Below are 16,241 nucleotides of genomic sequence, written 5' to 3'. Positions count from 1 at the left end.
AGAACTTTAGTGATTGCTGCTGTTAAAGTAGTTTTACCATGGTCAACGTGACCGATAGTACCAATGTTAACGTGTGGTTTATTACGTTCGAACTTTGCTTTTGCCATTGTTAAAATAGCCTCCTTCAATACAAAAAAACTAATTACCTTTATTATATATGATTAAATAGAGAAATACAAATACAGTTTACTTATTTTATAGGAATTACATATGTTTCTACTTCACTTTTTGATAATTTCTGTGAAAGTCTAACCTAAGTATGTAATTTACAGATACTTCAACATATATTCTAAGATTAACTGCACAATACCAGTGCCTAGCAACAATAGGAAAGCTTTCATTAATGTACTTTTAATAATACGAGCCATAAGAGATAGATTCATGTAAAAAATCCAGATGGCCACAGCAAAAAAAGCCCCTAAGAAGAGCCAAATAAGCTCCATACCATAGGATGTTGCTAAGAAAAAACCTGTCCCAAAGAAAGGAAGTAAGAGCAAACCTAATACCACGCCATACACATTGGTGATAACCTTGCCATAGATGAATCCTTTCACCACATCCGTCCAAGTCGCCTCACCTTTTGTCAACTTGTACAAACCGTAGAAAATCGCACTGTTAAAGAAGATAGATACCGCTTGAAATAGGAAAAAGACAATGGCCAAGCCGATGATAATCGCTGACCCCAAGGCGTTAATCTCACGATAATAGGCGGGCATGAAAAAGCCCACTAGCGGTAACACTAGCGTAGCTATCAACAAGCAAAATACCAGTTCAAGCCCAAAATAGGTAAGCAACCCTTTATTTATCGTCCCATACTCTGCAATTTGATCAAAACCCTTGCTCTTAGGGTGCCAAATTAATTCTTTTAAATCATTAAACCATGTTGTCATATGTACCTCGTATAGTTAATACCTGTAGTCCACATCTATCGCTTTAGCCATAGAGCCACTACCTTTCTATACTATCATTATACAAAGTCAATTTATGGATTTCAATGGACATCTAATTTTAGGCATAAAAAAATCCCCACCTAAGTGAGGTTATTGGTGGCGGCACACGGATTTGAACCGCGGACACACCGGGTATGAACCGATTGCTCTAGCCAACTGAGCTATGCCGCCAAATATATGGAGCTAGTGACCGGGATTGAACCGGTGACCTTATCCTTACCAAGGATACGCTCTGCCGACTGAGCTACACCAGCACATTCAATCACTAACGAATTAACATGGTTGCGGGGACAGGACTTGAACCTGCGACCTTCGGGTTATGAGCCCGACGAGCTACCAACTGCTCCACCCCGCGATAAAAATGGTGGAGGGAGAAGGATTCGAACCTTCGAAGTCGAAGACGGCAGATTTACAGTCTGCTCCCTTTGGCCGCTCGGGAATCCCTCCAAAAAAATGGAGCTGGCGATAGGAATTGAACCCACAACCTGCTGATTACAAGTCAGCTGCTCTACCGATTGAGCTACGCCAGCACATTTACATATATTATTATATATGTTCTTATGTAGTTTGTCAAGAACTTTTTCTACTCTGTAGTGGTGTTCCTGACTACTTTTATATAATAACATACCCCTATGTATAATGCAAGCATTTTATAAAAAATTTTTTAACTTTTTTCAGAAAATTTTGTACGCCTCCCTAAAACGCCATTATGGATAGGAATAGATGGCGTTCTGTACTGCTTACATATGCTAAATACAAGAAGACCGCACTATACCTCCTCCAAGCGACGCAGTTACGCGTAGTAGTCTTATGGCGTTGCTATATCAAATTTATACAAACTCAAGAAGAGCACGGCGTGCTCCGAACAAACATTATGAAATACCGTTTGTGAGGAGTATGCCGTGCTCTTCCTTTTGCATAAATGACGTCATTACAACGCCATAGACTTCATAGCCGAAACAAGTTCGCTTTTCTTTTGGTTGGACAATAATATTTCTCTAATAAATTTATCATCTAATGTAAATAACAGATAGGTATGTTCTAGCACCGGATGACGATAGCCATAGACTACACCTTTAGTGCTATCATGATGATTAGCAGGTTCTTCAAAATCTGGCACTCCATAGAGATAGAGCAGTAAGTATTTAGAATCTCCCAGTGAAATGCCGCGTTTCGTCGTACCAAGCGATGAGTTGATCATGACACGAGTGATTTCGTGTTCCTTGTTATATGCGATAACTACATCCTTATAACCTAAAAATTCCTGACCATACAGTTTTCCTCGCTCTTCCCAAGATCGGTTAGGATCATTGGTAAATGTGTCGCCTAATCGGTAACCCATCAACGAAAAATCTGATTCCGTCATTGTATTTGGCTTAAACGTTTCTAATGTAGTGGCTGGTATAGCAAAACGAGGCCAGTCTTGACCCGTAATCATTCCCAAATGTGTCACTTTCCCCTGTTTCAGTGAAAGCCACACATAACCCACAGAACTGTTAGAACCTGCTAAAGAGTCACTAGTATAAGTATTCTTCACTGAATGTGAAAACTCCTCTTTTTGCATAGAACTTTTTTTATTTTTAGTTATAGTTTTTTCTTCGCCAAACACACCTCGATATAGCCACAGCAATGAACCATCTTTGTTATCGCGCCACATAGCCTGTGGTGCCCCCCAAGCAAAGAGCACTTCGCTACGTGTGGCTCCCACATGAACATCTTCATGCAAGAAGATAGTATCCTTATCTGTCCATAATATATCGATAGGATATTTAGGTGACTTATTTTGTTTTTCCGCCTTTATAGCCTTTGCAGATGTCTTAGTCCCATCATCAATTGTATGTGCACGTTTGCCCTCGACTGTACTATCCTTAGCTACTTTCGGTGTATCTATTTTAGATTTCTCCGTCGATACATCTGCATTTCGTTCTTCGTCGGTTACAGTCCCTTCAGACTTCAACTCCTTCGATCCTGCATTACCAAGAACTGCCTTTGCTTCTGTTGGTCTATCTTTGCTAGTAGCCTGCGCAGAACTATTTGGCATAGGACCTACACCATCGCTAGTAGCACCAACGGAATCCTCATCAATATCCACACCTTTCATATCATCAGATTCTACCTCATCCTTTGTAGTCCTATCAGTAGAGTACTTTTTATGGATAGCCTCTAGTTTTTCTTTCAACACATCCACATCTGGAAATACCCAAGGCTCCCGTTGTTTTGCTTCCACTCTGGCTTTAGCTTCTTCTTTGAGGGCGTTTACAAATGTGTCCGTAATAACAAGCTGTGGTATACGATTTGCCGTATAGGAGGTGCCTACCAGTTCTAAGCTTTCTTCATCACCTTCGACAAAGGAAGCTTTTTTCTCTTGCAAAAATTTTCGCACCGCCATCTCTTCTGCCACATGGTTTGGCATCAAATCAAGGGTCACTGTTCCTACGGTCACCTTCCGCTGCACAGCAGTGTCCGCAGTCTTCGTCTCTAATACAGTTTTTCCTTGCTCTGCTGTTTCTACTTTCTTTTCAGCAACACCGTTCTCAGCGGCCATTAACTCAGCCTTCTTGTTTACGGCATTCCCAGTGGCATCTTGCTCAGAAACAAGAGATTCTGCCTTTTTATGTATAGTGCTGCCACTAGCATCTTCGCCTAGTGCAACCTGCGGTTGTAACCCTACCATGCCTACTATTGCCATAGCCGCCAAGATAGCTTTCCAATTAGCTTTCATTGTTACATCGCTCCTCTAATTTTTCTTTCACCCAAGTAATCCACGGTGAAAGCCCTTCTGCTTGCGTACAGCTCACTTGGAAAATAGGCACACCTGGTTGTAAGGATTGAATATCTCGAATGGCCTCATCCATTTTGAATGGCACATAGGGCAATAAATCGACTTTATTTAATAGAACTGCAGAAGATTCTTTGAATATCAATGGATATTTCAACGGTTTATCTTCTCCTTCAGTGATAGAGAGAACCGTTACTTTCATATCTTCGCCGATGAAAAATTCTGCTGGGCATACTAAGTTGCCTACATTTTCAATGATGATGAGGTCTAAGGCGTCCAAATCTAGTTCAGCGATAGCCTCACGAATCATATTCGCATCTAGATGGCAACCACCGACAGTGTTAATTTGAATCACTGGTACCCCTGTGGCATGAATACGCTCCGCATCCTTATCCGTAAACAAATCACCTTCAATAACAGCAATACGATAATCCTTGGACAAGGTTTGTAAAGTCGCCTCCAATAGGGAGGTTTTCCCCGCCCCTGGAGAGCCCAATAAGTTCATTACCAAAATACGTTTATCTTTAAATTGTTCTTGTAGTGTTTCTGCAATGGCATCATTTTTAGCCAATACATTTGTCATTACTTGTACTTCCATAGTACTCCTTTAATCCATATCAATCGATGCCACACGCAATTCTCGGCCTTGCAATTCTTCTACAGCAAAACTGTTACAGTGTGGGCATACATGGCGATACTGTTCCATTGAAAATTCTCGGTCACAATCTAAACAATGTCCTTTCATAGGGATCGTTTCTATGTCTAGCTTCGCTCCCTCTGCCGCCGTTCCTTGTGTGACCGCATCAAAACAAAAATGTAATGCCTCTGGCTCTACCCCAGACAATGCACCAATTTGCACTTGTATGGCGTGAATGATGGTGCCTTCATTCGCTTTCAATGTATCTAGCGCCACATCTACAATTCCCTCAGCAATGGCCATTTCGTGCATAATACGCCTCGTATAATCCTTCTAACATCATAGTGGTTGTCACAGAACCAACCCCACCAGGTACAGGAGTGATAGCAGATGCTACTTCACTAGCAGAGGCAAAGTTCACATCACCTACGGTTTGTCCTTCTAACTCATTGATTCCTACATCGATCACAACACAGCCCTCTTTCAGCATGGATCCGTGCACCATATGTGCTTTACCAACTGCAGCAATGACCACGTCAGCTTGTGCCAATTCCGCTTCTAAGTTTTGGGTTCTAGAATGACAGATGGTCACTGTTGCATTTCGTTCTAATGCCAATAGTGCCACGGGTTTACCCACCACTTGGCTACGTCCTAAGACAACAACCTTTTTACCAGATAATTCAATGCCATAATGGTCTACGATAGCCATGCACGCCTTCGGTGTACACGGCACATATCCACCTTTACCGGCACTAACTAGCCCAATATTATAAGTGGTTAATCCATCAATATCCTTCGCTGGATCTAAGGCACTAATGACTGCTTCACTGTCGATATGTTTCGGCATCGGCATTAACGGCAACACACCATAGATGCGTTCATCTGTGTTAAATTTGTGAATCACCGCTTCTACCTCTTCTTGCGTAGCTGTTTTTGGCAATTCCACCAATTCAGTATCGAAATTTGCACCTTTTGCTACCTTTTCCATGAAAGTAGCATACATCTTAGCAGCACTATCGTCACCAACTAACAAAATACCTAGCGTGATAGTCACGCCTTGATCGACTAACACTTGCACGTTCTCTTGTAGCACAGCCTTACGAGCTTGTGCCACTGGTTTTCCTAATAATTCTATCATGGTATCCTCGCATTCAGAATTTTCTATTACATTAGCATGTCACACACCTATCAGCGTATGCGTAAGTATTCTATCTACATTAACGACTAAAATGAACCGTTATGGATCCTCCTTGTTCTACCGTACTGCCTACGGCTTCCTCTTGCGAAATCGCATAGCCTGTACCATTCGGCTTGAATGTTAATCCTGCTTCATGCACCCAATCGCGCACTTCCCCATAGGCATGTCCCACAAAGTTTGGTACGATGACAGATCCGTCTTGATTGCGATGGACTGTCAACACTTTTGCGTTCTCTTTTGCCTTATCTTGATCGCTATGTTTACTGCGTGTTGGTGAAATCTTATAGTACCGCACTAGTTGCGACATCACATCTTGGAACACAGGCGCTGCAATTTGACTGCCATAGTAAGTACCTGATGGATCATCAATTACAACCAATGCTACAAATTGTGCATCTTCTACTGGTCCATAACCAATAAAGGACGCAATATAACGACCGTTCAAATAGCCACCGTGTTCAGCATCTAATTTTTGCGCCGTACCAGTTTTACCAGCAAATTGATAGCCTTCTACATACGCTTTATGTCCGCCCCCTTCGGAGACTTCTTTTTCTAAAATATCTGTAATCTGTTTGGCAATACTTTCAGGGATTGGTTGTCCTTGTTCTACATCTTGTGCCTCTTTATACGTCGTTCCATCTGGATTAACAATGGATTTAATAATATGAGGTTTCATCATTTTACCGCCATTGGCCAGCGCTCCAAAGGCTTGCACCATTTGCAATGGGGTTACCGCAATCCCTTGTCCGATGGACATAGTCGCAGTATCTAGCTTACTCATTGTCTTCGGATCAAAGAGGATACCATCCCCTTCGGCTGGAAGTTCAATACCCGTAGCCTTACCAAAGCCAAATCGTTTCACATAGTCTGTTAAAATATCTCCACCTGTGGTAGTCCCCAAGTAGGCCATACCTGTATTGATGGAATATTTCAAAATATCCAACAATCGTACTTTACCACTGCCCTTACCATCCCAGTTTTTCATATGATGTCCATCAATCACAATAGTACCCGTATCATTGTACACCGTATCTAGCTGCCATTTTCCAGCTGCCAGTGCGGAGGCGGCAATAATCGGTTTGAAAGTAGATCCTGGTTCATAAATACTCACCACTGCATTATTGCGATAATCTTCAAACTTTAATTTATTCACATCCGATGCCATACCTCGATTTTTATTGGCCATTGCAAGGATTTCCCCTGTTTTCGGGTCCATAATGATCATCGCTGCACTGCGTGCTTTCGTTTCCACCATCGCTTTATCTAAAGCCCGTTCAGCAATGAACTGTACAGTTGTATCAATAGTAAGATTCACCGACTTTTCTTGATCTGGCAAAAACTGAGATTGTACGGACTCAAAAACAGGACGACCTGCCGTATCATTGTAAATGCTGACTTTCACTTCATTACTACGAATCACATCATCTAAGGCCGCCTCAAGTCCCGCTTTACCTTCCGCATCAGCCTTCCCATCTTCATTGAATCCTACAAATCCAAGGACCGGTGCTAACAAGGTATCATTAGGATAATACCGTCGGCTTTCTTTGTGCAAGGTAATAAAGTTGAACTTCGCTTCCTTAATGGCCGCTTCTATACCATTAGAATTCGGCACATCTAAGAGTCGATCAATCCACACAAAGGCTGTATCCTCATTCAGTTTTTTGATAATTTCCTCTCTGGAAATGCGCACATAGGGAGCTAACACATCTGCTACTTCTTCTGGTGTTTTCTTAGCCACCACACGCATCATCGTTGGGTCCGCACTGACAGAGTTAACTGTAACACTCAATGCCAAGGGATTGCCGTTACGATCGAAAATAGTGCCTCGTGGAGATTGCAATACTCGATCTGTAATAAATTGATTAGAAAAGCGTTTTGAATAGGTATCATTAGCCACAATTTGAATATATCCATAACGCAATACAATGAGCGACGCAATCACAAATATAATGGCAAACCCTCTTAACGCATATTCATCTAATTGTTTTCGTGCTTTTTGCACTGTCATGGTTACTACTCCTTTTCTTTCAGTCGACGATACTTAGCAAGTCCTGCTTCCTGTAACGCCTCTGGGGTGTTCAAAATGTCTCCACTTTGTACACGTTGCAATAACGTTTGCATCACTTCTTTTACATAGGGCCCTACCAAAGCTGGCAGTCCTTTATCATAATGTAAATCTTTCGTATGCACCGGCATGGTCTGTGCCAATGACACCATACGACTGCCATACGCATCTGATGGTTCTGGATCTTTCGTGCCACTGCCGATCACATCTGCCACGCCCAATTCTTTCAAACATTCCATAGCCATGACTAGATCCTTTGTTTCTCGAAATACCCCATCTCTTGCTTCTTTTTGCATCCATTTCCGCAAATCCGCAGAACCATTCGCCACATAAAAGTGAAAGCGCATATGTCGTTCCACAAGCCATACTACGAGATTGACAAACTCTTTCGCATAGCCTAAACGCGTCAGTATATCACGTGTCATTTGAGCGCCCACTCGATCGTGGTTACGATCCGTAATACGTCCATTGTGAAAGCCTCGAACGCCTTCTACGCCTTTGCCCACATCGTGGAGCAAGGCAGCCCAACGTAATACGAGGTTCTGTGGTACCCCTTTGACGACTGCTAACGTATGGCGCCACCCATCATGTACATGATGTTCTGGAGCTTGTGGCAAATCTACTAAATGGGTTAACTCCGGCAATATAGGAATACGACGGGGCTTCCCCTCTATGGTTTGTTGACAACATTGTTCATTCAAATGACTGCGCACCAACGCATCTAATGCCAAGTCCACATGGTCACTGAGTAACATTTTTTCAATTTCTATACGTACTCGTTCTAGAGACAATCCTTCCACACGATACAAATTAGGCTCTATACCTGCCCACGTACTAGAGTCAATAGAAAACCCTAATTGCCCGGCAAATCGGCATAATCGGAACATCCGCAATGCATCTTCTTGAAAGCGCTCTTTGCTAGAACCAATCGTACACAAACGGCGATGTTCTATATCTTGTAATCCACCGACTTCATCTCGGATTTGCCCACTTTCAGTAAGAGCGAGACCATTTATCGTAAAATCTCGCCGACGTACATCCTCTAAAAAGGTAGATGGATATTGTACAGCTACAGGTCGATGGCTGTCATCGCCATATTGTTCACTGCGATAGGTAGCCACCTCATAGGAATGCTCTTCATAGGACACGACCACAACGCCAAAAGAGGCTCCTACTACATTGGTCGTAGTAAAACCAGCCGTTCGCAATACATCGATGACCACCTCTGGCATAGCGGAGGTGACAATGTCGTAATCATGGGGCATACGACCCATCTGGATATCTCGCACTGCACCACCTACAATATACGCTTCCTCTTGTGCTTTTTGTAAAGTTTGCAAAATACGTAGAGCCCCTTGATACGCACTTGTTTCTCTATATGCTAAACATCCCATACTAACCCTCTCTATTTCTGATGAGCCAAGCGATTGGTTATGTCCATTCCCGTTTTTGTTCGCGCCAAACCGCCTTCACTGGTTTCACGAAGTGCTTCTGGTAAGGCTCGTCCTATGGAATCCATAGCACCGATGACCTCGTCTGCAGGGATACGGCTACGCAAGCCCGCCATCGCCATTTCTGCGGCCGCTAAGGCGTGGACCGCATAGATGCCATTCCGCTTCACACAAGGCACTTCTACTAGGCCTGCCACTGGGTCGCAGACCAAACCCAGTACATTTTTCATGCACAAGGTCATAGCCGTTACTACTTCGTCCGTAGTACCTCCCATCATAGCCACAGCGCAAGCCGCTGCCATCGCTGCTGCTGTACCAACTTCGGCTTGACAGCCACCCACAGCGCCCGCTACACAAGCTTGATTCGTCACTACATTACCAACCCCAGCCGCCGCTAAGAAGCCATTGATGTACGCTTGGTCATCACAGTTGTACACTTCTCCCACTGCTTGCATGACTCCCGGCAAAATTCCGCAGGCCCCTGCCGTAGGACATGCAACAATGCGGAACATCTTCGCATTCGCTTCATTCACGGAAATAGCATACCGTAATGCCCGGTATGTAAGGTCACTCAAAAAGACTGGCTTCCGTTCATCTAATTGTTTTGCTTGTCCACCAGACATGCCGCTCTTACTTTTTCTTGTATCTTCAATACCGTCACGAACAGATTCTTTAAAAATCTGAATACGACGTCGTATCTCATCTAGCACGTCCTCTTTCGTAGAACCTGTACTCTCTATTTCCGCCCGCAATACCACTTCGGAAAAGGAAATACTTTCACGGTCTGCAAGGCGCACAATATCTTCAATTGTATCGTATAAATAACTCATAGTTTCCTCTATTCCAATGGCTCAAAATACATCACCGAAGAAATCCCCGCCACTTCCTTAATCTGTTGCAATGCCACTGCATCTACATCAGAGTCTGTAGAAATGAGCATGACCGCTTCCGATCCTTTTCGTTTGCGGAACACGCGCATACTGGAAATATTGATACCTTCCAAGCCTAAAATGTGCGTAACCCCTGCAATGACACCAGGTTGATCCGTATGGAACACAATAATTTGATGCTCTTCTCCGGTAATTTCCACATCGATGCCGTCAATATTGGTCACCGCCACTCGACCACCACCGAGAGAAGACCCTGTAACGGACATATGCTTGCCATCTTTGCCGTACATATTGAAACGCACCGTATTCGGATGACCTGCATCCACTTCAGACTCGATAAAGGTATACTGAAAATTCTCTTGCTCTGCAATTTCCAAAGAGTCACGAATGCGTGCATCATCTGCATCCATGCCAAGTAAACCTGCCACCAACGCACGATTCGTACCATGACCCCGATAGGTCTTCGCAAAGGAACCATATAATGTCATAGTCACACTATCTGGGCGTTCATGAAACATAGACAGCGCCATCTTTCCCAAGCGCGCCGCTCCCGCTGTATGTGAACTAGATGGACCAATCATAACTGGTCCAATGATATCAAAAATACTACTCAACGTAGGTCCCTCCTATTATCTATGTAGGAATATCTTATGTATTATTATCTGTACCTTATATCATACCATATTTGTGGCCTCCTCGTAAAAAAAGTGAAGTCAATACTTACCCTTTTCAAAAAAAGACAAGTACCATCCCCAGAGGAACGCCGTTAGGCGTAGCAGCCTTTGTGGCGGGTCTTACTGACTAAATCAAACAAATGCAAGAAGCCCATGGCGTGCTCCTGAACAAACATTATGAAATACCGTTTGAGAAGGAGTATGCCATGGGCTTCCCTTTATCCTATTTAGTTAAAAACGCCATAAAGCTGTACAGCATAAGCAAGTTTCTATGCTTTTTCGTTTAAACGTTTAAACAATTCAGCAATTTGTGCTTGTTGTGTTGCTGCTAATGCTCGCAATTCTGCAATTTCATCTTTTTGAGCACTATTTTGTACTTCCAATGCAGATACTTTATCTTGCAATGTGTAAGATGCACTGATTGGTCCTTGACGGAATGTATCTTTCACTGCTGTTTCATCTGCACGAGAACCAAATTTCCAAGTTACGCTAGCATTTGCCATCGTTTCGCTACTGCGACCATTGAAAGATGCACCTACGTGGAATAAAGTAGATTCATTTTTATAATGGTTCACACCTAATGCCAAAGCACTAGAGCCTTTATAATGACCTACACCTGCAGAAATTTGAGTTGGCTCCAATGGATCGTATTGGATTGTTTGTAAACCTGCCAATGCTGCTGCTTGAGCACCAGAACGGTTCACGCGATTACCTACTTCAGCTACTGCATTAGCTACCCCTTTTAATTGAGATACATTCACTGCATCTGTATCATCAATCCCTTGTGCTACATTAGTAATTCTGTTATTGCCGTTATCCAATCCATTATTTGTCAAGGAAACAGGTCGTTTAGTTTTATCAGCTGGAGTGATTGTAATACCATTTCCATCCATTTTAGTGGAAGAACCATCTTTACCAGTAGTTGTTACACTATCTAATTTCAAGTCACGGTTCACATCTACTTTTACATATGTAGTAGTTACTGTAGCACCATCTCTATCTGGTTTAGCATCTACTACCATAGATACAGTGGTATTATCTCCATTCGCAAATTTTACTTTATCCTTAGGATTCACTCGTTCATACGTTTTTTCCTCAGTGGTGAACTCTTTATCTGTAGAACCGATACCGATGTCCCAACCAGATTTTTGGATAGCTGTAGCTACAGAGTTACCTGTTACATACGCATCACCATCATTTCTTACTGTATCTGTAGGTTTTAATGGGAACTCTTCTTTCATAGCTTTGCCAGTTTTAGGGTCTTTTTTATAGATTTTACCGTCTGCACCACGTACAGCCTTAACTTCGTTACCATCTGCATCAGTAATGATCACATTATTTGTTACACGACCTTCTTTTAAAGATACATTAATTTCACGAGTACCATCTTTTAATGTTTTACCAGTTACAGATACGCCTTTAGAACCTGTAAACTCTACCTTGTTAGCATTACGAACTTGTTCTGTATAACCATTATCTTTGGCAGCTACTACGAAGCCCATGTTTTGTAAATCCCCAACAGTAGCTACATTGTTAGGATTAGAGTTTGCAAAGTTCACCAAACCTGCTTTATCAGCATTCTCTGGTTTTGCCACTGGTTTTTGCTCATTTACATTAGGTTTTGGCTCACCATTTACTAAATCATTAGCCTTATACCAGTTACCATCGTTACCTTTTTCAAGAATATCACCAGCTTCATTTTTTGTAACCAATGGACTTGCTGCAGGTGTAGCACCCTCTTTTGGTTGTCCATTAGATTCTACTTGATCTGCTGGGTACCATTTACCATCATTTGCTAATTTTACATCATCAGCTGGTTTAAACGTCTCCCCACCATTAGCCACATTGGTGATATTAACTGGATCGTTATTATCCCCTTTACCTACTTTTAAGCCATCTGCTGTTGGAGCTAAGTTAACTTTATTTCCAGTACCATCATTTAAATCAATAGATTTAAACTCTGGGTTATCTACTGTTTTGAAAGTAAATTTATTTGGAGTGCTGTGATCAATTTCAATATTTTTACCAGCATCAAAAGTCACTTTTGTGCTAGGTTTAATGTTATCATTTGCACCAATTGTTTTACCATCTTTTTCTGCAGAAGCAATCCAATAGGAATCATTAATAGCTTTTGCCACTGTATCTACAGTTGCCACTTTACCTTTACCTTTATCTGTATCTGCTACTTTAGGCGCACCATTTTCATTTGTAATGTCTCCAGCATCTACAGTGATATTACCTTTGTCATCTTTTTTCAAACCTGCACCAAGTTTTACATCGAATTTTACAGTAGATACTTTGTTATCTTTTGTTTCTACTACAGCTGTTGTACCTTCACCATCGATAAAGTTTACAGTATCATATGGTTTTACAAAATCAACATCTTTACCATTACCTTGCAAGTTCCAACCTGCATTCAATACGTCACCTACAGTAGCTGCATTATTTGCAATTTTCTTTGCATCTTCCTCTGTTGGACCTACACCAGTTGTAGTTGGAGCTTCTGTATCTTTTTTCGCGCCTGGTAAGTTACCTGCTACATTATCTAATGTAGTTGGAGATTTTGTTCCTTCTGGTCCATTAATGCTTGTTTTGATTGGACCTGTTACAGGAGCACCAGAACCATCTGGATTTTTGCTAAAGATTGGGTTCCCTTTTTCATCTTTTTTACCAGTAGGATATACACGGTCACCATTTTCATCGGTATACACAACAGGAGCTGCTGCATTATTGGCAACTGCTTGATCATTCACATCTACAGTAATTGTGCGTACACCATTTTCATCTGTTTTACCAGAAACAGTAGCACTACCTGTACCTACGAATTTCACTTCATTAGCATTTTTTACAGCTTCAGAGTATGGAGTACCTAAATTACCTGTTGTTTTATCAGCAGATACAACCCAACCCATGTTACGTAAATCACCTACAGTGGCTGCTGTATTATCACTTACTGTTGGAGCAGATCCATCTTTTGGCTTAGATAAGTCAACTAAACCTTTTTTAGCATCTGGAGAATCTGGTGTTGTTTCAGCATATGGTTTTAAACCAGATGTTACATTCGTAATATTAGCAGGTTCGTTGTTATCGCCTTTACCTAATTTTAGACCATCCGCAGTTGGAGCCAAGTTAACTTTATTACCATCTTTATCTTTTAAATCAACACCTGTAAACTCTGGTTTATCTACTGTTTTGAAAGTAAATTTATTTGCAGTGCTGTGATCAATTTCAATATTTTTACCAGCATCTAAAGTCACTTTTGTACTAGGTTTAATGTTATCATCTGTACCAATTGTGTTACCATCTTTTTCTGCAGAAGCAATCCAATAGGAATCATTAATAGCTTTTGCCACTGTATCTACAGTTGCCACTTTACCTTTGTCTGCATCTGCTACTTTAGGTGCACCATTTTCATTAGCAATATCGCCTGCATCTACAGTGACATTACCTTGATTATCTTTTTTCAAACCTGCGCCAAGTTTTACATCGAATTTCACAGTAGATACTTTGTTATCTGTAGTTTCTACTACAGCTGTTGTACCTTCACCATTAATAAAGTTGACTGTATCATAAGGTTTTACAAGATCTTTTGCAGTTCCATTGTTTTGTAAGTTCCAACCTGCATTTAATACGTCACCTACAGTAGCCGCATTCTTTTTGATATTTGGCAAATCTGCTGCCGCCGGGCCCTCAGAAGATGTTGTAGGTTCATCAGTTCCTTCTTTTGCACCTGGTAGGTTACCTGCTACATTAGTAATTGGTTTGTTATTCATGTTAATGCCATCAGCATTAGTTACAATACCGCCTACATCAGTGCTATCTAATCCTTTTAAATCTTTTGCCAATTTAAATGTTAAGGTGTTGCCACTTTCGTAATTTACACCGATGTTATTCTCAGATAATTTAGTTTTATCTGCACCACCTAACAAGTTCAAACGGCTGTCTTTCATACTTCTACTTACAATTTTCTTTGAGGCTGCATCCGCTTTTTTAGCATCCGCATCAGCACCTGTTACCTCGCCTTTATCAGCATCGTCACCAGCATATAAGAATGTTGGATCTATTGTCATGTTATTCAAAATACCATATAACTGGGAACCGTTGATACCATCAGTAGAAGTTTCAGATACTTCACCAGCAGCTACGTTCTTTAACTGACGTTCATAACCTGCTTTACCGATAGATACAACGTCACCTTTACCAGTTGTGGAACCACCACTCCAATTATATGTATGTCCATTAACAGTTACAGAAGTTTGTTTCGTACCTTCTTTATCTGTTACTGAACCACCACCTAGTGCTACAGAGTTATCAAATGTCGCTGTCGCTCCAGAACCAAGTGCAACGGCATTGACTTTCTCTGCTTGAGCACCTGTACCAAGAGCCACCGAAATATCTCCAGATTGTGCTTTTACACCGATTGCCACAGCCGCTTCACCAGATTTAGTATCTTTATAACGTCCACCATCTGTATGTAAGTTTTTACCTGTAAGGTTAGTATAAGCAGCTCCAACAGTACCTGTTACTTTATTTCCATCAGAGTTAGTATATGTTGTAGTTGCCGCTACCGCTCTATCTACGTCATCATTACCAATCGCAATAGAAGAGTTACCGTATGCTAATGTATTAGCACCTAGCGCAACAGATTGATCTCCAAAGGCTTTAGCCCCTTCATGTCTTGCATTACCAGCACCAATCGCAACGGATTGAGAGGATTTTTTCTCATTACCTCTACCATCAAAACCTGCGAAGGCATGTCTACCAATAACAACGTTACCTGCTCCATTCGCATCAGTTTCATCACCGATAACAATATTGTTACCTTGTCTGCTCGCATTAGCATCTCTACCAATAGCAATACTACTGCTATTAGTTAAAGCAGTGCCTTTATCTATTGTATTATCAGTTGTACTACCAATAGCAACACCTGCTTCTACTGTATCAACACCTACTGCCATAGGACCTACTACCATAGCCATCGCTGCTGTAGCAACTACCACTGCTTTTGTCTTGTTGCGGCCTACTCGTTTTGCTAATTCGGATACTACCACGTAACATCCCTTTGTTTTGCTCCAAACTACTTTGTAAATTTGATTTAATCCCATTTAATTACCTGACCTTTCTTATTTACTTTACATATATTCCTATACTTGACAACTTACTATTAGTAAAAAAGCTATGATTATATACTATATTACATTACAAATTATAGCTTTCCTCATACATCACACTATATTAATAGTCATGTCTTTTCTTTCATTTCTATACATCGAATTATATCGAAAAATATGGAATTATGCAACATATTTTTACGTTTATACGCATTTAGTATAGTTTTAACATAGTTTTTACCATTTTTATTCATTCTGACTAATATAGCAATAAATGAATTTTTATTCTTCTTTTTAATAATACGATTCTATAAAATACTCATTTTTTTAGATATATTCTCATACAATCTCAAGTTTTACACTATCTGTTTACAATTATATTATTTTATTTCCATTCATTTTTATTGTTTAATTAATCGTAATTACCGAACCTGTACATACATTACTAAAACTCATAGAAAAAGCTAAGTTTTATTTTCACTTCAT

11 protein-coding genes and 5 tRNA genes are annotated in these 16,241 nt (G+C 41.1%); all 16 read right to left on the bottom strand.

The window, feature by feature from the left end; genetic code table 11:
• The coding region (locus EO127_RS08445) for a GTP-binding protein (protein ID WP_149306083.1) at window positions 1-107 on the bottom strand (107 nt) is incomplete at its 3' end.
• A gap of 159 nt (window positions 108-266) precedes the next feature.
• Window positions 267-890 carry a hypothetical protein gene (locus tag EO127_RS08440; RefSeq protein WP_127448921.1) on the bottom strand — a complete coding sequence of 208 codons (624 nt, stop codon included), beginning with the start codon at window positions 888-890 and terminating at the stop codon, window positions 267-269.
• A 154-nt stretch (window positions 891-1,044) separates the two neighbouring features.
• A tRNA-Met gene (locus tag EO127_RS08435) sits at window positions 1,045-1,121 on the bottom strand.
• Between the two features lie 7 nt (window positions 1,122-1,128).
• A tRNA-Thr gene (locus tag EO127_RS08430) sits at window positions 1,129-1,204 on the bottom strand.
• Window positions 1,205-1,229: 25 nt separating this feature from the next.
• Window positions 1,230-1,305: transfer RNA gene (locus tag EO127_RS08425), tRNA-Met, on the bottom strand.
• A 7-nt stretch (window positions 1,306-1,312) separates the two neighbouring features.
• A tRNA-Tyr gene (locus EO127_RS08420) sits at window positions 1,313-1,397 on the bottom strand.
• 7 nt (window positions 1,398-1,404) lie between these two features.
• Window positions 1,405-1,480: transfer RNA gene (locus tag EO127_RS08415), tRNA-Thr, on the bottom strand.
• Between the two features lie 401 nt (window positions 1,481-1,881).
• Window positions 1,882-3,672: a hypothetical protein gene (locus EO127_RS08410; protein WP_127448920.1), complete on the bottom strand. Its 1,791-nt coding sequence runs from the start codon at window positions 3,670-3,672 to the stop codon at window positions 1,882-1,884.
• On the bottom strand, window positions 3,662-4,327 hold the full coding sequence (gene hypB / locus EO127_RS08405; RefSeq protein WP_127448919.1) for a hydrogenase nickel incorporation protein HypB: 666 nt from the start codon (window positions 4,325-4,327) through the stop codon (window positions 3,662-3,664). Before hypB ends, EO127_RS08410 begins: the two co-directional genes overlap by 11 nt.
• 9 nt (window positions 4,328-4,336) lie before the next feature.
• Complete coding sequence (gene hypA, locus EO127_RS08400; RefSeq protein ID WP_127448918.1) at window positions 4,337-4,678, bottom strand: hydrogenase maturation nickel metallochaperone HypA; 342 nt, start codon at window positions 4,676-4,678, stop codon at window positions 4,337-4,339.
• Window positions 4,656-5,504 carry a bifunctional 5,10-methylenetetrahydrofolate dehydrogenase/5,10-methenyltetrahydrofolate cyclohydrolase gene (locus EO127_RS08395; protein WP_127448917.1) on the bottom strand — a complete coding sequence of 283 codons (849 nt, stop codon included), beginning with the start codon at window positions 5,502-5,504 and terminating at the stop codon, window positions 4,656-4,658. Before EO127_RS08395 ends, hypA begins: the two co-directional genes overlap by 23 nt.
• 79 nt (window positions 5,505-5,583) lie before the next feature.
• Window positions 5,584-7,572, bottom strand: a complete 1,989-nt coding sequence (locus tag EO127_RS08390) for a penicillin-binding transpeptidase domain-containing protein (RefSeq protein WP_127448916.1) — start codon at window positions 7,570-7,572, stop codon at window positions 5,584-5,586.
• Window positions 7,573-7,577: 5 nt separating this feature from the next.
• Complete coding sequence (locus EO127_RS08385) at window positions 7,578-9,023, bottom strand: CCA tRNA nucleotidyltransferase (RefSeq protein ID WP_127448915.1); 1,446 nt, start codon at window positions 9,021-9,023, stop codon at window positions 7,578-7,580.
• An 11-nt stretch (window positions 9,024-9,034) separates the two neighbouring features.
• The gene (sdaAA, locus tag EO127_RS08380) at window positions 9,035-9,910 is read right to left on the bottom strand and encodes an L-serine ammonia-lyase, iron-sulfur-dependent, subunit alpha (RefSeq protein ID WP_127448914.1); all 876 of its coding nucleotides are present in this window, start codon (window positions 9,908-9,910) and stop codon (window positions 9,035-9,037) included.
• Window positions 9,911-9,918: 8 nt separating this feature from the next.
• On the bottom strand, window positions 9,919-10,584 hold the full coding sequence (gene sdaAB, locus EO127_RS08375) for an L-serine ammonia-lyase, iron-sulfur-dependent subunit beta (RefSeq protein ID WP_127448913.1): 666 nt from the start codon (window positions 10,582-10,584) through the stop codon (window positions 9,919-9,921).
• A gap of 329 nt (window positions 10,585-10,913) precedes the next feature.
• Window positions 10,914-15,749, bottom strand: a complete 4,836-nt coding sequence (locus EO127_RS08370; RefSeq protein ID WP_127448912.1) for an ESPR-type extended signal peptide-containing protein — start codon at window positions 15,747-15,749, stop codon at window positions 10,914-10,916.
• Window positions 15,750-16,241 lie beyond the last annotated feature (492 nt).

This window comes from Veillonella sp. 3310 (assembly GCF_003999875.1).
Classification (GTDB): domain Bacteria; phylum Bacillota; class Negativicutes; order Veillonellales; family Veillonellaceae; genus F0422.
This window is presented reverse-complemented; position numbering and strand designations above follow the sequence as displayed.